Raw genomic sequence first — 18,626 nt, forward strand, 5'->3', positions numbered from 1 at the left:
CTAGCGCTTCGCGGCCAGTCGTTCGCCTTGCCCGGACCGGCTTGCCACCGGATGCTACCCTTGCAGGTTCTGGAACCCGTTTGCGGTTACCGCGCACTGCATGGATCGGAAACTGCTCGACATCCTGGTCTGCCCCATCACCCGGCAACCGCTGGCGTTACTGGACGCGTCGGGCTTGGAGGCACTGAACCGCGCCATCGTCACCGGCTGCGTCCTGCGCAGCGACGGCAGCCCGCAGCGGGGACCACTGCACGCCGCCCTGGTGACCCGGGACCGCAAGACCGTGTATCGGATCGAAGACGACATCCCGATGCTGTGTGCGGAAGACGCGCTGGCCACGGCCCAGGTCGAAGGGTTCCCAACGGCATGAGTGCGATCCCAACGCCGCCTGCCGACACGATTGCCCGCGATGTCGCCTCCGCCTTGGCCGAGGACCTCGGTCCGGGCGATGCCACGGCAGCCTTGGTGAACGACGGTCCGGATCGCGCTCACCTGCTGTGCAAGGAGACGTGCGTCATCGCCGGGCGGCCGTGGTTCGACGCCTGCCATCGTGCGCTGGATCCCGAGGTTCGCATCGACTGGCACTGCGCCGAAGGCGATGCGATCCATCCCGGCACCGTGGTCGCCACGCTCACGGGACGCCGGCGCGCCTTGGTCAGCGCCGAGCGCGCCTCGCTGAACTTCCTGCAAACCCTGTCCGGCACGGCCACCGTCACTGCGCGCTATGTGGCCGCCGTGCACGGCACCCGCGCACGCATCCTCGACACCCGCAAGACCCTGCCCGGCCTGCGGGTGGCACAGAAATACGCGGTCCGCGTGGGCGGCGGCGACAACCACCGCATTGGCCTGTTCGATGCGGTGATGCTGAAGGAAAACCATATCCGTGCGTTCGGCTCGGTGGCTTCAGCCATCGCGCGTGCGCGCGCGTTGCACCCGGACTTGCCGCTGATCGTCGAAGTGGAGACGCTGGACCAACTGCGCGATGCCCTCACCTGCGGCTGCACGCGGATCCTGATCGACGATTTCGACGCCCCCACCCGGCGCGAAGCAGTGCGGATGGCGAGCTCGACCCCGTTCGACGGCCGCATCCCGCTGGAGGTGTCCGGTGGGGTCGATCTGGACGGCGTGCGCGCCATCGCCGAAGACGGGGTGGACTGCATCTCGATCGGCGCGTTGACCAAGCACGTCCACGCCATCGATTTTTCGCTCAAGTTGGGCTGAGTCCGTCGCTTTTCCGGCACGGACTTCAGTCGTCCTCCCGACCCGCTTGCAAGTGCCCTGCGTGGCCACCACAGTAAAGGCATGCCTACCCTGCTCATCCTGATGATCATCGGTGCAGCGGCGTTCTTCTTCTTCACCGCCGCCCGCGCCGCCGCCGAACGCGCGGCCGAGATCGGCCGTGACGCCTGCGCCGCGGCGGGCGTGCAGTGGCTGGACCAATCGGTGCACGCCTCCGGGCTGCGCCTGCGCCGCAAGCCGGATGGTTGGCTGGGGCTGGAGCGGCGGTTCCGCTTCGAATACTCGGAAGACGGCCACGATCGCCACATCGGCCAGTTGATCCTGCTGGACGGACGCCTGGTTGGTTTCATCGGCCCGACCCGCGCCGCCCGGGACGTGATCCAGAACTTGCCCGGTTAGGTCAACGCGAATTCAGTCGGCGTTGCCTGCCGACCATGGATGGTCGGCCGCGCATCGATCACCGATGTGATTGATCCGCGTGAGCTGCGTTCGGGCATGCACCGGACGCCGCGTGTGCTGACACGTCCAGGAGGGACTTGCTTCAGCATTGCCTTGGGGAAGGTGGACAACGCCATCCGGGCATTGTCGGCCCACGCCATCCATGCGGGTTGCAGGCGTGGCTGTCGTCAAACCCCTGCATTGCACGGAAACCCGCTCACCCGCCTGCGGCACTGCCGTGCAGATTGGGCAGCGGCAACGGGTTGCGGCAGGCAATGCATCCCGGCAAGAACACCTGTACCGCGCCCGACCGAGCCCATTCCACAGCTTCCACGCCCGGGCCGGACGCACGATAAACTAGCCGCCATGCCTGCTCGCAAGACCCCCCGCTGATGCCACTGCGCCGATACCTCGGTGCCGTGGTTGCCTGTGCGCTGTTGCTTCCCGGACCGACCGTACATGCGGGGCCCGGCGTGGTCTGCAAGCGCGTGAATGAACAGGGTGTCACCGAATACAAGAACATGCCCCGCTGCGGGAATGGCTGGGTGGTGGCCGCGCAGTACCAGCCCGATCCAGTGGCGCCACCGCCGCCGGCCGCGCCCCAAGCAGTCCCGATTCCGCCTCCCGGGACCGCACCGGCCCCAGACGCACCGCCCCTTGCCAACGCTGCGCCAGGCGCAGGTCCCATCCTGCAGGACTTCGGTGATCCAAACGCCGCCGCAGTGCTGGCGCTGCTGCGATCGGGCGCAGGAGGGGCGCACTTCAGCTACCTGCAGATCGGCGATTCCCATACCGCAGGTGACTTCCTGACCGAACGACTGCGCCTGCGCCTGCAGCAGTTGCTGGGTGACGGCGGAATCGGCTGGGTGACACCCATCCAGATCCCCGGCCAGCGGTTGGCCCGAATCACCGTCAGCCAGACCGGCTGGCAACTGATCAGCAGCCGCACCTCCGGTCCCGGCTATGACTATCCGTTCGGCGGATTCATCGCCCAGATGACCACGCCGTTCGCGATGCTGACGCTGAAGCCCCGTTACGCCACGCCGCGACAGGCGATCACCCTGCTGATCCGGCAAGGACCGATGGACGCGCCGCTGACCGTCACCGACGCCAGCGGCCGGAGGCAGACGGTGCAAAGCCCGTACCTCGACAGTCAGTGGCATCCGGTGGCGTTCGAAGCCGACCTGCCGATCACGGTCAGCGCGGCAATCAGCCCGCAGACCGCGATCGGTGGCTGGTGGATGCAGTCCGCCAATGGCCGTGGCGCCGTGGTTTCGGCGGTTGGCATCAATGGCTCCGAACTCGAGCAGTGGAACCGCTGGCGCAATGGCTGGATGGACGACCTCGAGCCCGCCCGTCCGGATTTGGTGGCCTTGGCCTATGGCACCAATGAGGCCTTCCGCACCACGCTCGACCCCGAAACCCTCCGTTCCACCCTGACTGCGGCGGTCACCCGACTGCGGCAGCGCTTCCCGGGCAGCGCGATCCTGATCCTCGGTGCACCGGAATCACTGAAGAGTGGCGCCGGGCAATGCGGGGTGCGTGCAGTCGGACTGGACGCCGTGCAGGCAGTCCAGCGTGCGGTCGCCCAACAACAGCACACGCTGTACTGGGACTGGCAGCAGGCGATGGGTGGCCAGTGCAGCATGACCAGCTGGATGGCGCGCGGGCTGGCGCGGCGCGACGGCGTGCATTTCAGCCGCGAGGGTTACGAAGCGCTGGCTGATAACCTGTTTTCCGGGCTGAACCAACAGCAGTGATCCGTCGCAGCGGCGCAGTCCCGATGCGCGCCCGTTATTTCACGATCCGCAGATGCCCGCCCCGCTTGGGCGGATCGGGCGCGTCATCCGGTCCACCCGGACGCGAATCGTCGTCCACGGCTGATGCCCCGGGCTTCGGATCAGGACCCGGCTGGTTCGTGTCAGGTGCCGGGTTCGGATCCTCGGGAAGTGCCATGCCCATCCCGCTTTCGCGCGCATAGACCGCAACCACCGCCGCCATCGGGATCACCACGCTCTGCGAAACCCCGCCGAAACGTGCGGAAAAGCGCAGCCCATCGTTGTCCATCGCCAGTTTGGCCACCGCGCGATCGGCGATGTTGAGCACCACCTGCCCATCCTTGATCGTGTGCGTGGGCACCCGCACGCCCGGGACACCGGCGTTGACCAGCACGTGCGGGGTCATGCCGTTGTCGACGATCCATTCGTACAGTGCCCGCAGCAGGTACGGCCGCTGGCTGGTCATCAACGGGATCGGCGGCTCCCCCATCGCAGGCTCAGAGCACGAGCTCGCGCAGCTTCTTTTCCTGCTCGGTCAGGCTGCGCACGAAGCCCGGGTTGCGGAAGATCCGATTGCCGTAGTCCTCGATCACCTTGCCGTCCTTGGGCAGGGCCACGCCCAACGCGTCGAGGCGCCAGATGATCGGCGCCATCGCGCAGTCGGCCAGGCTCATTTCCGGATTGAGGAAGAATTTGTAGGCCTTGAACAGCGGCAGCGATTGCGCCAACAGTTCCTTCAACCGCTTGCGCCCGGCCTCGACCTGCTGCTTGTTGCCGAGCTGGATCGCCTGCACCTGCGGCACCCAGTCGTGTTCGATGCGCAGCATCGCCAGTCGCAGACGCGCGCGCGCCAGCGGTTCGACCGGCATCAGCGGTGGGTGCGGATAGCGCTCGTCCAGGTATTCGCTGACCACGCTGGCGGCGTACAGCACCAGGTCGCGCTCGACCAAGGTCGGCACCGAGTGGTAGGGATTGAGGTCGATCAGGTCCTCCGGCGGATCCTGGGGATCGACGGGGATGAAGTCGTAGGTGACGCCCTTGGCAGCCAGCACCAGGCGCACCCGGTGGCAGACGACATCGTCAACGGCGGAGAACAGGGTCAGAGCATTACGCATGCGAGGACTCACGGCCATCATCTGGATCCACTCCCGCGCCCGGCCGCGCCGAACGCACCCACGCCGCCCGCACGCTGCAGGCGACCTTACAGCTCCCGTTCCCCTTCGCGGGCGCCGCCTGGGCGCGCCACATCAGTGAACGTCCCGCCAGAACTCCTTCTTCAGCAGCATGGCGAGGAATGCGAAAAATGCAAGGAACAGCACCGTCCAAACACCGATGTGCTTGCGCTTGAGCGCCGCCGGCTCGCCGGCGTATTCGAGGAACGCGGCGATGTCACGCGCGGTCCGGTCGAACTGCTGCGGGGTTTGGTTGCCGGGCTGGCTGAGCGTGAAACCCTCGACCGGGGCATCGCCGGCGGCATCCTTCGGCCCGTACTTGGGCTGCTGGATGCCCTGCTGTTGCCACAGCGGATTGGGCATCGACACGTTCGGGAACAGGGTGTTGTTCCAGCCCACCGGGCGGCTCTCGTCAACGTAGAAGGACTTGAGGTAGGTGTAGATCCAATCCGGGCCGCGCACGCGGGCGATCAGGCTCAGGTCCGGCGGTGCCTTGCCGAACGCGGCCTGGCCCATCGCCGGGGTCATCGCGGAGATCACGTGGTCGCCGAACTTGCCACCGGTGAAGTTCAGGTTCTGCATCACCTGGGCTTCGGTCAGCCCGAGGTCTTCGGAGATCCGGGCGTAGCGAACGTATTTCAGCGAATGGCAGCCGCTGCAGTAATTCATGTACAACGCCGCGCCTCGCTGCAGCGAGGCGCGGTCGTCGAGGTCGGTGCCCGACTGCTGGAGGTTGCCGCCTTCGCTGGCCAGTGCGGTGGCGGAGAGCAGCAGGCTGGTGGCGAACAGGGCTGCGCGGGACAGGAAGTTCTTAGTCATGCGTCGTCACCCGTTCCGGCACCGGCTTGGTCTTGTCGATCTTCGTCCACACCGGCATGGTGATGAAGAAGGCGAAATACAGGAAGGTCAGGACCCGACCGATGATCGCCTCGACCGGATCGGTGCCCGGGCCGGCGCCGATCTTGGCCAGCCAGCAGAAGCTGACGACGAAGATGGCCAGCATCGTCCAACTCAGCCAGCCACGGTAGCGGTAGGACTTGACCGGCGACTTGTCCAGCCACGGCACCAGGAACAGGCAGACGATCGCGCCGAACATCACCAATACGCCCCACAGCTTGATCCCGAAGAACGACGGGATCACCCGCAACATCGCGTAGTACGGGGTGAAGTACCAGACCGGCTTGATGTGGGCCGGGGTCACCAACTGGTTGGCCGCGGTGAAGTTGTCGTGCTCGAGGAACCAGCCGTCGAAGGTCGGCGCGAAGAAGATGACGAAGGCCGAGATGCCGAGGAAGCAGGCGACGTAGAACAGGTCCTTCACCGTGTAGTACGGATGGAAGGGAATGCCATCGGCCGGCGCGGTGGGCGACCAGCGGTTGCCCTTCGGGCCCTTCTTGATTTCCACCCCATCGGGGTTGTTGGAACCGACTTCATGCAGGGCGAAGATATGCAGCACCACCAGCAGCAGCAGCACCAGCGGCAACGCGACCACGTGCAGCGCGAAGAACCGGTTCAGGGTCGCGTCGCCCGGGTTGAAGTCACCCATGATCCATTCGGTCAGGCCGGTGCCAACGACCGGAATCGCGCCGAACAGCGAAATGATGACCTTGGCACCCCAATACGACATCTGGCCCCAGGGCAGCACGTAGCCCATGAAGGCCTCGGCCATCAGCACCAGATAGATCACCATGCCAAGCAGCCACACCAGTTCGCGCGGCTTGCGGTAGCTGCCGTACATCATCCCGCGGAACATGTGCAGGTAGATGACGATGAAGAACATCGACGCGCCGGTTGAATGCATGTAGCGGATCAGCCAGCCCCAGTCGACGTCGCGCATGATGTATTCGACCGAGTCGAAGGCTTCCGCCGCGCTCGGCTTGAAGTGCATGGTCAGGAAGATGCCGGTGACGATCTGGTTCACCAGCACCACCAGCGACAGCACGCCGAAGATGTACCAGATGTTGAAATTCTTCGGCGCGTAGTACTCGGTCATGTGCTTGCGGTAGGCGGGCATCATGCCCGGCGCGCGCGCATTGACCCAGTCCATGACGCCGTTGGCGGTGGCGCAGGCAAGCTGGGTGATCTTGTTGCTCATGGCTTACGCGGCCCCTTTCTGGTCAACGCCGATCACGACGGTGTTGTCGTCCGGGAAGTAGTAAGGCGGCACCGGCAGGTTCAACGGCGCCGGTTGCGACTTCAGCACGCGCCCGGAAATGTCGTAGCGCGACTTGTGGCAAGGGCAGAAATAGCCGCCCTTCCAGTTCGGATCAAACGGTTCGGGCTTGATTTCGGCGTACAACTCCGGCGCGCAGCCCAAATGCGTGCAGACGCCGACCAAGACCAGGATATCCGGCTTGATCGAACGGTTCTCGTTCTTGGCATAAGCGGGCTGCTCGGAGGCGTCCGATTTGGGATCGGCCACCAGCGCGTCCATCTGCGGAAGGACCGCCAGCATCGCCTGGGAGCGCCGGGCGATGAAGATCGGTTGGCCGCGCCAAGCGACGACCAACTGCTGGCCCTCGGCCAAGGCGCTGATGTCCTGGGTCACCGGCGCACCGGCGAAGCGCGCACGTGCGCTCGGGCTCCAGGACTTGATGAATGGCACCGCCGCGAATCCCACGCCGACCGCACCGACCACCGTCGTGGTCGCGGTGAGGAATCGGCGGCGTCCGCTGTCGACCTCTTCGTTGGCCATCCCTTACTCCGTAAAAGCGCGCACGCAGCCGCCGCTTCCGCGACGACCCGCTGAACCTGAAGACAGGCAAGTTTAACGGAACGTTCAGCGAGCCGACAATCCGCCCGGTGCCGGAGTCGCCGTCGAAGCCATCGCCGGGGCCAGCGCCCCGCGGTAGCGCTGCAGCAACTGGGCCACTCGCTGGACATAGCGCTGGGTCTCGCTGTAGGGCGGGACGCCACCGTATTTGGCCACCGCACCTTCGCCGGCGTTGTAGCCCGCCGCCACCAGCGTCAGGTCGCCATTGAACCGATTGATCAGCCAAGCCAAGTACTGGACGCCGCCGGAAATGTTCTGGCCCACGTTGAAGGCATCGGCAACCCCGAATCGGCGAGCGGTGCCCGGCATCAGTTGCATCAGGCCCTGGGCGCCGGCACGCGAGAGCGCCATCGGATTGTAGGCGGATTCAGCGTGGATGATGGCGCGCACCAGCGCCTCCTCAACGCCATTGGCTCGCGCAGCGGTACGGATTTCAGCGCTGTACGCGTCGGTATTGAGGCGCACTGAGCCAAAGTTCACGCCCGGCAAGGCGCCGCAGGCATAGCATGCCTGGATGTAGCTGTAGGCAATCGTGCGCACTGCCGATGATGCAACCCCGCGCGGGCGCACGCTGGTGTAATTGCGCACGCCGCTGGCATCAACATAGGAATACACCTGCCCGCGCACCACGCGTGGCGCGCCGGACAAGGCGCGCGCCGCAGGCGCCGGGGCCATCGCGGGGATCGCGGGCGTCGTGCCGGCAGCTGGAACAGGAGGCGCGGCGGCAGGGGCTGGAGCCACACCAGCCGTGGTTGCGGTGACGCCCGAAACCGGGGCGACGCCGCCAGAGGGTGCGGCAGCCCGGTTGTCCAAGCTGACCGGAACGACCGGACTGGCCGCCCGTGCCGGGCGCGGTGCCCGCGACCGCTGGTTGCGAAAACTGCTGACCAGCGTGCACTGGGCGCCGGGAACGCGCTTGCTCACATAGCTGACGCCGCCGGCGTCCTGGCAGCGGTACACACTCCCCGCCCAGCACGGCGCGGCCAGCGCAAGCAACAGCACCGCAGTGGCGGTCCTCCCCAGCATGGGCCTGAGTCTCGACGTTTTGCGTCAAGTTGGCAAGCCCTTGATTTTTCGCCCTGCAGTCCGCCCTGACCGCGCGCTGCCTTAAAATCGCGCTTGAACCGGCCCGGATTCCCCGCCGCGCCCCGGAGAACGCCCATGACCGACCTGTTGCCGCTGCCCGCCCTGCCCGCCAAGCCCACGCCCCGCCCCGGCGCAAGGAAATTCTTCATCCAGACCTACGGCTGCCAGATGAACGAGTACGACTCGGCGCGGATGGCCGATCTGCTGGCCGCGCAGGAAGGCATGGAACCGACCACGATCGTCGAAGAAGCCGACGTGATCCTGGTCAATACCTGCTCGATCCGCGAAAAAGCGCAGGAAAAGGTGTTCAGCCAGCTGGGCCGCTGGAAGCACCTCAAACAGGGCGAGCGCCCGGTCATCATCGGCGTGGCCGGCTGCGTGGCCTCGCAGGAAGGCGCCGCCATCCTCGACCGCGCGCCCTACGTCGACCTGGTGTTCGGCCCGCAAACCCTGCACCGGCTGCCGGAGATGCTTCGCGCACGCCGCGAACAGGACGCGCCGCAGGTCGATATCAGTTTCCCGGAAATCGAAAAATTCGACCGCTTGCCCGAGCCGCGCGCGGAAGGGCCGACCGCCTTCGTGTCGATCATGGAAGGCTGCTCGAAATACTGCTCCTACTGCGTGGTGCCCTACACCCGCGGTGAGGAAATCAGCCGGCCGTTCGAATCGGTGCTGACCGAGGTGGCCGAACTGGCCGCGCAGGGCGTGCGCGAGGTCAACCTGCTCGGCCAGAACGTCAACGCCTACCGCGGCCCGCTGGGTGACGATGGCGACACCGCCGATCTGGCCCTGCTGATCCGTGCGATCGCCGAGATCGACGGCATCGGCCGCATCCGCTTCACCACCTCGCATCCGCTGGAGTTTTCGGATTCACTGATCGATGCCTACCGCGATGTACCCAAGCTGGCCAATTACCTGCACCTGCCGGTGCAGGCCGGCAGCGATCGTATCCTCGCGGCGATGAAGCGCGGCTACACCACGCTGGAGTTCAAGCAGAAGATCCGCAAGCTGCGCGCGGTGCGACCCGACATCTCGGTGTCCTCGGACTTCATCGTCGGCTTCCCCGGCGAGACCGATGCCGATTTCGAGAAGACCATGAAGCTGATCGAAGACATCGGCTTCGACCAGAGCTTCTCCTTCATCTATTCGCGCCGTCCCGGCACCCCGGCCGCCGACCTCGAAGACACCATCCCCAGCGCAGACAAACACGCACGCTTGGAACGCCTGCAGAAGCACATCAGCGCCCACGCGGCGACGATTTCGCAGGCGATGGTGGGCAGCGTGCAGCGCGTGCTGGTGGAAGGCCCCTCGCGCAAGGACGCCAGCGAGTTGACCGGCAAGACCGAGAACATGCGCTCGGTCAACTTTGCCGGTCACCCGCGCCTGATCGGCCAGTTCGTCGACGTGCAGATCACCCAGGCGATGCGCAATTCATTGCGTGGGCGGGTGGTCACGCCAGACTGAACTCAACGCGCCTGATACACCGGCTTGCCATCGACATAGGTGGCCTTGACGGTCAAGGTGCGCAACTGCGCCGCAGGCACCGCCAACGGGTCCTGCGCAAGCACCACGAAATCGGCGCGCTTGCCGGGGGCGAGGCTGCCGACCTCGTGTTCGGAGAAGCCCGCGTACGCCGCCTCGAGGGTGAACCCACGCAGCGCTTCGAAGGCGGTCAATTCCTCCTGCGGCATCCAGCCACCGACCGGGCGTCCTTCGGGATCGGCGCGGGTGACGGCGGAATACAGGCCCAAGCGCGGATCGACCGATTCGACCGGGAAGTCCGAGCCGAATGCAACGTGCGCGCCGGTGTCGCGCAACTGCCGCCACGCGTAGGCGCCGAGGATGCGCTGCGGCCCCAGCCGATCTTCCGCCCAGGGCATGTCGCTGGTGGCATGAGTCGGCTGCATCGAGGCGATCACGTGCATGCGCGCCAGCCGCGGCAGCACCTGCGGCGACAGGATCTGCGCATGTTCGATCCGCCAGCGGTGGTCGCCATCGACATCGCTGCCCAAGGCCTTGGCGTAGACATCGAGCACGATGCGGTTGGCACGATCGCCGATCGCGTGGATCGCCACCTGCACGCCGCAGCGATGCGCCTTGTCGGCGGCGATCTGGAGGTCGTCGGGCGAGGTCACCATCAGGCCCCGGTTGCCCGGGTCATCGCTGTAATCGGCCAGTAGCGCCGCGCCGCGGCTGCCCAAGGCGCCGTCGCCGACCAGCTTGACCGCCCGCATCTGCAGGCGACCGGAAGGATGCCGGTACAGGCCGTTCGTGCACAGCCAATCCAGCGCGGCGTGGTTGCCATCGGCCATCGCATACACGCGCAGCGGCACCTGCCCGTGATCGGCAAGCTGCTGGTAGACGCGCATTTCCTCCAACCGAATGCCGGCGTCATGCACACCGGTGAGGCCATGCGCCACCGCGGCCTGCATGGCGATCGCCAGTGCATGCTCGGTGGTGGCCGAGCTGATGGCGGGGCGCGCCGCCTCGATCAGATCCATCGCGTTGTCGATGAAGACGCCATTGGCCTGGCCAGAGGCATCCCGGCGAATATTGCCGCCGTCCGGCTGCCAACTGCCGCTGAGGTCACGCCGCACCATTCGCATCGCGGCGCTATTCGCCCAGCCGGCATGGCCATCGACCCGATACAGCCACACCGGACGATCCGGGAACGCGGCATCGAGGTCGGCAGCGGTCGGAAAGGCCTTGTCCGGCCAATCGTTCTGGTCCCAGCCGCGGCCGAGCAGCCACTCGCCAGGCTTCAGGTCCCGCGCCTTGGCGCGCAGGCGCGCGAGGATTTCGGCCTTGTCCGCGGTGCCGTCCAGCTCGGCGCTCATCATCGCCATGCCCAGGCTGGTGACATGGCCATGCGCGTCGATCAGGCCCGGAATGACGGTGGCATCACCCACGTCCAGCCGGGTTGCGCCCGGATAGTGCGCGAGCAGGGCATCCACCGCGCCCAGTTCGAGGATCTTGCCGCTGGCATCAAAGGCCATCGCCTGCGCCACCGGATGGGAGGTATCCATGGTGTGGATACGATGGGCGGTCAGAACAGTGGTTTGCGCCAGCGCCGGCAGCCCCGCCATGCACAACAGCAATCCCGCGATCAGCTTGCCGAACCTTGCCATCGTCTATCCCCATCCTCGCGGTACACATTTGGTCGGGACCACTGTACGTCAGCCCGGACGCTTCCCGAAAGCAGTTCTCGACAAACGATCCTCGAAAGCGAATCCCGAAGGCGGCAGCGACGTGTGATGGCTGCAACCTGCTAGTCTCGACGCGACGAGCGTGGGGATCGCGCATGCGACGTGTTGGACTGGGCCTCTGCTGGGCAATGCTGGCGTGGTGCGGGTGCCCATTGCTCGCGATCGCCGGTGCGCCGGCGGCGGCGCCGGTCAAGCCCATACCGACCACCACCCTGGGCCACGTGATCGAGGATGCGCCACGCGCGTCACTACCCGCCGAATTCCCGGGGCGTGCGTGGCGGGTGTTTTCGGTCAACGACAGCTTGCCGGACAACATGGTCTACGCAATCACGCAGGACCCTGCCGGCCTGATCTACGCGGGGCTCGGCAACGGCATTGCGAGCTACGACGGTGGCGGCTGGACGCGCCTGCCCTTGCCTGGCGTCCACGGCGCGCATGCGGTGGGCGCGGTGCGGACGACGCCTGATGGCGCGGTCTGGATCGGCGCCGATGGCGACGGCGTGTTCCGCCTGCACGCCGGACGTGTGGTCGCCGTGCCGGGACTTGCGGGCGATGCCCGTGTGGTCCATCAAATCGCGATCGCCAGTGGCAACAGCGTGTGGGCTGCCACCGGTGGCGGGCTGGCGCATTGCACGGCACAGCACTGCACGCTCGATGCCGGCTTGCAGGGACGCAAGGTCCTCAGCGTCAGTCCGGGTGGCGGGCCGAACGGGCCTTGCCTGTGGCTGGGCATCGCCGATGAAGGCTTGCGCCGCTACGACCTGACGGCTGATGGCCGTCTCCTCGACAGCGGTTTCCTGTTTGCGCGCAAGGACGGCCTGCCCAATAGCGTTGTCGTCACCGTCGTGCAATGGGGCGGCCGCGACGGTCGTGACCTGTGGATCGCCACCGGACGCGGGCTCGCACGATTCGATGGCCGGCGGCTGGTGCGTTACACCGCCGCCGTAGGTTTTCCCGGCTCGGTGACGGCGTTGTTGCCGGGCCAAGGCCGTGATCGCGGCCTGCTGTTCGCCGCGCTGAAGCCCGGTGGCTTGGCGGTGATCCGTGCGGACGGAAGTTGGGGGCTGATCGGACCGGCGCAAGGACTGCCGGACAGTTCCGTGCAGGCGCTCGCCTACACCGGCCAAGGCAGCGGTGCGCCGTTGCTGTGGGTGGGCACTTCCGAAGGCGGCGTGGCACGTGCCGATCCGGAACGCTGGCAGTTACTTGACGAGCGACGTGACGTGCCCACCCGCGGCATGGCCGGGCTGGGGCGCGTGCGGTTTCTGGATGGGGTGGAGACCCTGTGGATGGGCTCCGCTGCAGGCACCCGCCGACTCACCAGCGACGGCTGGGAACCTGTGCCCGGGCTTCCCGATGGGGTCACGGCGGACATGGTCGATACCTCCGACGGCGCGCTGTGGATGGCGACCCGCGAGGGACTTTGGCGATTGCAGGGCAAGCGGCGTGAGTTGTTCACCACCGACAACTCGCCCCTGCCCGCCGTCTACGTCCACAAACTCGTGGTCGAGCACCAAGCCACCGGCGATGTGTTGTGGATTGCTACCAATCACGGTCTGGCGCGCTGGAGTGCCGCCGAAGGATTGCGTCGCGAAGTCGCGCCACCCCTGTTGCCGGCGGGCAGCACGATCACCGCCATGGCCGTGGCGGGTTTGGGCGATGAAGCCCCAGATTTCTGGATGGCGACGGAGACGCGGCTGCTTCGCCGCCACCACGGGCAGTGGCAAGCAATGGCCGGCGACTGCTTGCGCGATGCAACCGTGACCACATTGGTCGGGCATCGTGGCCCGCGCGGCGGCGAACTGTGGATCGGCACCAATGGCCCCGTGGTCCGCGTGCGTTCCGACGGCTGCGAACGGCGCGACGGGCTGTTCCAGGGCGGTGGCATCAGTCAGCTTGCGTTCGACACGCGCGGTCAGGTCTGGCTGTTCGGCGAAGCTGGCGTCGCCCGCATGGACACCTCGGTCGACACCCGCTTGGCGATGGCGCCCATGGTCCAGCATGGCGGCGAGGATGGCTTGTTTGCGCGCGATTTCCTGCCCGATCGCGGCGTGGCGATGGATGATCGTGGCCGTCTCTGGGTGGCCAGCACGGCCGCTCTGCAAATGATCGACACGAGCTACACGCCGCCACCGATCGACGATGCCCGCCTGCTCTGGCAAAGCGCCAGCGCGGGCGAAAACAGACAGCCGCTGGCCGCCGGCGCGGAACTGCCCGCCGGGACCTCACCTTTGGAGTTTTCTGCGCGCCTGCTCGCGTTCGGGCGCGAGGGCAGCAACCGCTATCGGGTGCAATTGATCGGCCTGCATGACGCGCCGCTGCCGTGGTCCTCCGACAACCGATTCGTGTTCAACCGCCTTGGCGCGGGCGACTATCAAGTGCTGCTTTGGGGACGCGATGCCGAAGGCAAGGTCGTCGGCCCGCTGCGGCTGCCGTTCCGGATCCTGGCACCGTGGTGGCAACGATCGTGGGCGCTGGCGCTGTGGGCATTGATGCTGGTCGCCAGCGGCCTGCTGCTGGGCTGGTGGCGGAGCCGTTCGCTGCGCCTGCGGGCACGCGAACTCGCCGATGAAGTCGCCGCACGCACCGGCGAATTGGCCGACGCCAACCGCCAGCTTGAAGCGATGGCGCGCACCGATACGCTGACCGGCCTGCACAACCGTCGCCACGCCCTCGATGTCCTGCCCAACCTGGTCCACCGCGATGATCGTCGCCGCCACGACGGCGCGGCGGAACGGTTGTTGCTGGTGTTGATCGACGTGGACCATTTCAAGCACGTCAATGACAGCCACGGGCATGCCATCGGCGACGTGGTGCTGCAGGAGGTGGCGCAGCGACTCCAGGGTGCCTTGCGCACGGGCGACATGCTGGTGCGCTGGGGTGGCGAGGAATTCCTGATCGCCCTCGACGGTTGCGCGCCCGCCCATGCAGCAGGACGCGTGCTTGCCTTGCTGGCGGCGACCAGCGATACGCCCGTGGCCATCGATGGCGGCACGCTGCGGATTTCGGTGTCAGCCGGCGTGGCCTGTTACGCACCGCCCGAGGACAACGATCTGCGCCACCTCGATCAGGCCATGCATCAGGCGATCGCGCGCGCGGACGCCGCCCTCTACGAGGCCAAGCGAGGCGGGCGTGACCGCGCCGTGCTGGCGACGGACGACGTCGATGACCCGGCGCGCTGGCAGCACCAGCCACGCAAGCGCGTCGAAGTCCGCTGAAGCCGGACGATCCGATCAATCCAGCCGCTTGCGGAAGCGCAGGGTCGCGAAGCTCATCATCGCCACGGTGAACACCAGCAGGGCCAGCAGGTCCGACCACATCGATTCCATGTCTGAACCGCGCAACATCACCCCGCGAATCAAGCGCATGAAGTGGGTCAAGGGCAAGACTTCGGCGATCCACTGCACGATGATCGGCATGCCGTCGAACGGGAACATGAAACCGGACAGCAGGATCGACGGCAGGAACAGGAAAAACGCCATCTGCATGGCCTGAAACTGGGTCTTGGCCAAGGTCGAAATCAGCAGGCCAAGACTGAGGTTGGCGACCACCAGCAAGGCCGAGACCACGTAGACATCAAACAGGCCGCCGCGGATCGGCACCTGGAACAGCAGCGCGCCCAGCAACAGGACCAGCGTCACCTGCACCAACCCGGCTGCGATGTACGGCAATACCTTGCCGACCATCAAGGCCGCGCTCGACACCGGTGTGGTGATCAGCAGTTCGAGGTTGCCGCGCTCGCGTTCGCGCACGATCGACATCGCGGTGAACATCACCATCGTCATCGTCAGGATCACGCCGATCAGTCCCGGCACCACATTGATCGCGGAGATGCGCGCCGGGTTGTACAGCGGCAACACCGCGATCTGCGTTGCCGGAATTGCCGTACCCCCGTCCAGCGGCATCAGCGCCAGCTGGCGTGCGGCCGCCTGCACGGACGTGTCGCTGCCATCGACCAGCACTTGCACCGCTTCCCTGCCCTCGGCGCGCCGGCGCTCGAAATCCGCCGGGATGACCACGCCGACCTTGATCGTCCCCGCGTGCAGCAGCGCTTGCAGGTCCTGCGGCAGCTGGGCGCTGGCCACCGGCCGCACTACACCGGTGGCGAACAGATCCTGCACGAACGTGCGCGAGCCACTGGTGTCGGCCATGTCGGCCACCGCCGCCGGCAGGTTGCGCACATCGATGTTGATCGCATAGCCGAACAGCAGCAGTTGCATGGTCGGGATGCCGATCATCATCGCCATCGTCATCCGGTCGCGCGCCATCTGCCGCACTTCCTTCCACATCACCGCGAGGACCTGCTGCAGGTTCATGCCGCGCGCGCCTCCGCCTGCCTGTGGGTGGCGGACACGAACACGTCCTCCAGGTTCGGCTCGATATCGCTGACCTCGGCATCGATGGCCTGCACCCGCAGCGCGTCGCGCAGATGGCGTGCGGGATCGGCAAGACCGGGCGCGCACAGCACGCGCAATTCGTTGCCGATCTGGGCCACGCTGAGGATGCCCTCGATGCCATGCAATGCCAGCTGCGCGCGGCGCGGCTGCTGCGCCAGCACACCCAGCGTGCGTCCAGACAACCGCGCCGCCAGCGCCGCCGGCGCGCCATCGGCGACCAGGCGGCCACTGTCGAGGATGGCGAGCCGGTGGCAGCGTTCGGCCTCGTCCATGTAATGGGTGGAAACCAGGATGGTGGTGCCGGCATCGACGAGGTCGAAGAGTTTTTCCCAGAATGCGCGGCGCGACTCCGGATCGACCGCGCTGGTCGGCTCGTCGAGGAACAGCAGTTCAGGACCGTGCACCACCGCACCGGCCAAGGCCAGCCGCTGTTTCTGGCCGCCGCTCATGGTGCCGGCCAATTGCCGCGCACGATCCGCGAGATCGTAGGTCTGCAGCAACTCATCCACCCGCCGCCGGCGTGCGCTACGCGGCAAGCCCTGCACGGTGGCGAGGAAATCGAGGTTCTCGCGCACGCTGAGGTCTTCGTACAACGAGAACTTCTGGGTCATGTAGCCGATCCGCCGACGCAGCGCCTCCGCCTGCTTCGGAATGTCGAGGCCGAGGACTTCGATGGTGCCTTCGCTCGGCGTCAACAGGCCGCACAGCATGCGGATGGTGGTGGACTTGCCCGACCCATTGGGGCCGAGGAAGCCGTACACGCAGGCGCGCGGCACGGCGAGATCGACGTGATCCACCGCCAGCAGCGCGCCGAAGCGCTTGCTGATGCCGCGGGCACGGATCGCGATGTCGTCCTCAGCGCGCATGCGCGATGCCCACGAACTCGACCCGCACCGGCAGCCCTGCCGGCAAATCGCCGGGATGATCCAGCACGACCTCGGCGATGTAGCTCAAGCGCGCGGCGTCATCGCCATTCAGGGCGTAGTACGGGGTGAACACCGGTTCGCTGCGCACCATCCGCACATGCCCTGCGAAGCTTCCATCGCGGCCATCGACGAACACCTGCGCCGCCATCCCGGGCTTCACGTCCGCGCGCATGCGCTCCGGCACGTACACGCGGGCATGCGGTGCATCGCCGACCAAGAGGATGGCCAAGGGCGCACCGATCGGCGCCTGATCACCGAGCTTGTACGGCAGGCTGTCGACACGTCCCGCGCGCGGCGCGGTGATATCGAGCTTGCCCAGCGTTGCCGACTGCGCCGCAGCCTCTGCTTGCGCGGCAGCGGCGGCGGCTTCGCCCTGCGCGATGTCCTCGCTGCGCGTGCCATGCAGCAATTCGGCCAGCGCCGCTTGGGCGGCACGCACCTGGCCATCGGCATTGCCGGCGGCGGCACGGGCGCGGTCAACTTCGGCAGCGGCCACCAGCTTGCGTTGGCCGAGCGGCCGCAGGCGCTCGTAATAGGCCCGCGCATCCACGGCCTGCGCCTGCGCGGAGGCCAGCATCGCCCGTGCCTGCGCGATCTGTTCGCTGCGTGGCCCGGCGCGCAGTTCCGCCAGCGCCGCGTCGCCCTGCCGCGCCAACGCCCGCGCTGCATCCAGTTGCGCCTGCGTGCGGGTCAGCTCCAGTTGCAACAAGCGCGTGCCTGCGGCGACCTGCTGGCCTTCGTGCACATCGATGGCAACGATCTTCTCCGCCGCCGGAGCCGGCAAGCTGATCCGATCCCATTCCAGCGTCCCCAAAACCTGCGGCGACGATTGATTGCACGCGGTCAGCGACAACGCCAGCGCGAAGCCCAGCAGCGCCTTGTTGTTCATGGTTTGAGCTCCAGTCCGCGATCAAGCAAGGCCAGGGCGTGCCGGCGCACGTCGTCCATGCCGAGGTCATTGGCTTCGAACATCTGCCGCCAGATCGGCGCACCGGCAGCCGGGAACAGGGTCAGCCCGATCAGCGTCGGCAACAGCAGGCGCGGGTCGAGATCGGTGTTGAGTCGCCCTTGCGCCTGCGCCGTGGCAAAGCGTTGCGCCAGCATCCGCGCCAGGTCCGGGGCGATCCGGGTCAGCAGCAGATTGCGCAGTGCGCCGCCTTCGCACAGCACCTCCCGCACCCACAGCTGCGGCCACCACGGATAACGCTTGACCGCCTCGGTGACACCGAACACGAAAGCAGCCACCACGTCGGCAACATCGTCGCCGGCTGCGGCCACACGCTCGCGCACCTGCAGGAAGGCCGGCATCGCACGCGTCTCGATCACCGCCTCCAGCAGTTGCGCCTTGTCGCCGAAGTAGTAATGCGCAAGCGCCGGCGTCACCCCCGATTCGGCGGCGATATCGCGCAAGCTGGTGGCGGCAATGCCGTTGCGCACGAAGCAGGCAAGTGCACCGTCGAGCAGGCGCTCGCGCTGGTCGGGGGCATCGATCCGTGGACGCCCGGGTGTCCGCTTGCGTGGCTTGGCTGCGCTCTTTGCCGCCGGCGTGGATGCGGGCTTGGATGCGGCCGCTGCCCGTCCAGTACGAGATTTACGTGAGCTTGTCATGCG

16 protein-coding genes and 1 pseudogene are annotated in these 18,626 nt (G+C 66.8%); 6 read left to right on the forward strand and 11 right to left on the reverse strand.

What is annotated here, in order from left to right:
- Positions 1-100 precede the first annotated feature (100 nt).
- From IT472_RS04995 to IT472_RS05010, 4 genes are all read left to right on the forward strand, one after another.
- A complete protein-coding gene (locus IT472_RS04995) occupies positions 101-370 on the forward strand; it encodes a Trm112 family protein (protein WP_297179273.1) in 270 nt (89 codons plus the stop codon).
- Entirely contained in the window at positions 367-1,221 is an 855-nt protein-coding gene (nadC, locus tag IT472_RS05000; RefSeq protein ID WP_297179276.1) for a carboxylating nicotinate-nucleotide diphosphorylase, read from the forward strand. The genes IT472_RS04995 and nadC overlap by 4 nt, the downstream gene beginning before the upstream one ends.
- 81 nt (positions 1,222-1,302) lie before the next feature.
- Positions 1,303-1,638, forward strand: coding sequence for a DUF3301 domain-containing protein (locus IT472_RS05005; protein WP_297179279.1), 336 nt, complete (start codon positions 1,303-1,305; stop codon positions 1,636-1,638).
- Positions 1,639-2,069: 431 nt separating this feature from the next.
- Positions 2,070-3,437 (forward strand): SGNH/GDSL hydrolase family protein, encoded by a 1,368-nt coding sequence (locus IT472_RS05010; RefSeq protein WP_297179282.1) that lies wholly within the window; start codon positions 2,070-2,072, stop codon positions 3,435-3,437.
- A 34-nt stretch (positions 3,438-3,471) separates the two neighbouring features.
- Here the strand turns inward: IT472_RS05010 and IT472_RS05015 are convergent, their stop codons facing one another.
- From IT472_RS05015 to IT472_RS05040, 6 genes are all read right to left on the reverse strand, one after another.
- Positions 3,472-3,945: a ClpXP protease specificity-enhancing factor gene (locus tag IT472_RS05015; protein WP_297179285.1), complete on the reverse strand. Its 474-nt coding sequence runs from the start codon at positions 3,943-3,945 to the stop codon at positions 3,472-3,474.
- Positions 3,946-3,952: 7 nt separating this feature from the next.
- Entirely contained in the window at positions 3,953-4,588 is a 636-nt protein-coding gene (locus IT472_RS05020; protein WP_297179288.1) for a glutathione S-transferase N-terminal domain-containing protein, read from the reverse strand.
- A 114-nt stretch (positions 4,589-4,702) separates the two neighbouring features.
- A complete protein-coding gene (locus IT472_RS05025; RefSeq protein WP_297179291.1) occupies positions 4,703-5,446 on the reverse strand; it encodes a cytochrome c1 in 744 nt (247 codons plus the stop codon).
- Entirely contained in the window at positions 5,439-6,722 is a 1,284-nt protein-coding gene (locus tag IT472_RS05030; RefSeq protein ID WP_297179295.1) for a cytochrome bc complex cytochrome b subunit, read from the reverse strand. Before IT472_RS05030 ends, IT472_RS05025 begins: the two co-directional genes overlap by 8 nt.
- Positions 6,723-6,725: 3 nt before the next feature.
- Positions 6,726-7,322 carry a ubiquinol-cytochrome c reductase iron-sulfur subunit gene (gene petA, locus IT472_RS05035; protein WP_297179298.1) on the reverse strand — a complete coding sequence of 199 codons (597 nt, stop codon included), beginning with the start codon at positions 7,320-7,322 and terminating at the stop codon, positions 6,726-6,728.
- Between the two features lie 84 nt (positions 7,323-7,406).
- On the reverse strand, positions 7,407-8,426 hold the full coding sequence (locus tag IT472_RS05040; RefSeq protein ID WP_297179301.1) for a lytic transglycosylase domain-containing protein: 1,020 nt from the start codon (positions 8,424-8,426) through the stop codon (positions 7,407-7,409).
- A 204-nt stretch (positions 8,427-8,630) separates the two neighbouring features.
- On the opposite strand from IT472_RS05040, the pseudogene miaB reads away from it, so the two are divergent.
- A pseudogene (gene miaB / locus IT472_RS05045) lies at positions 8,631-9,950 on the forward strand (tRNA (N6-isopentenyl adenosine(37)-C2)-methylthiotransferase MiaB); the annotation flags it as partial.
- Between the two features lie 2 nt (positions 9,951-9,952).
- Here miaB and IT472_RS05050 read toward each other — a convergent pair.
- Entirely contained in the window at positions 9,953-11,614 is a 1,662-nt protein-coding gene (locus IT472_RS05050; RefSeq protein ID WP_297179307.1) for an amidohydrolase, read from the reverse strand.
- 173 nt (positions 11,615-11,787) lie between these two features.
- On the opposite strand from IT472_RS05050, the gene IT472_RS05055 reads away from it, so the two are divergent.
- Positions 11,788-14,910, forward strand: coding sequence for a diguanylate cyclase (locus IT472_RS05055; RefSeq protein ID WP_297179310.1), 3,123 nt, complete (start codon positions 11,788-11,790; stop codon positions 14,908-14,910).
- Positions 14,911-14,925: 15 nt separating this feature from the next.
- Here the strand turns inward: IT472_RS05055 and IT472_RS05060 are convergent, their stop codons facing one another.
- The 4 genes from IT472_RS05060 to IT472_RS05075 are packed head-to-tail and all read right to left on the reverse strand — an operon-like array spanning position 14,926 to position 18,623.
- The gene (locus IT472_RS05060) at positions 14,926-16,008 is read right to left on the reverse strand and encodes an ABC transporter permease (RefSeq protein WP_297179313.1); all 1,083 of its coding nucleotides are present in this window, start codon (positions 16,006-16,008) and stop codon (positions 14,926-14,928) included.
- Complete coding sequence (locus IT472_RS05065; protein ID WP_297179410.1) at positions 16,005-16,931, reverse strand: ABC transporter ATP-binding protein; 927 nt, start codon at positions 16,929-16,931, stop codon at positions 16,005-16,007. The genes IT472_RS05060 and IT472_RS05065 overlap by 4 nt, the downstream gene beginning before the upstream one ends.
- Before the next feature lie 13 nt (positions 16,932-16,944).
- Positions 16,945-17,904 (reverse strand): HlyD family efflux transporter periplasmic adaptor subunit, encoded by a 960-nt coding sequence (locus tag IT472_RS05070; protein WP_297179316.1) that lies wholly within the window; start codon positions 17,902-17,904, stop codon positions 16,945-16,947.
- Entirely contained in the window at positions 17,901-18,623 is a 723-nt protein-coding gene (locus IT472_RS05075; protein ID WP_297179319.1) for a TetR/AcrR family transcriptional regulator, read from the reverse strand. The genes IT472_RS05070 and IT472_RS05075 overlap by 4 nt, the downstream gene beginning before the upstream one ends.
- Between the last annotated feature and the right edge of the window lie 3 nt (positions 18,624-18,626).

Origin of the sequence: Thermomonas sp. (assembly GCF_020850895.1) — a bacterium.
Lineage (GTDB): Bacteria > Pseudomonadota > Gammaproteobacteria > Xanthomonadales > Xanthomonadaceae > Thermomonas.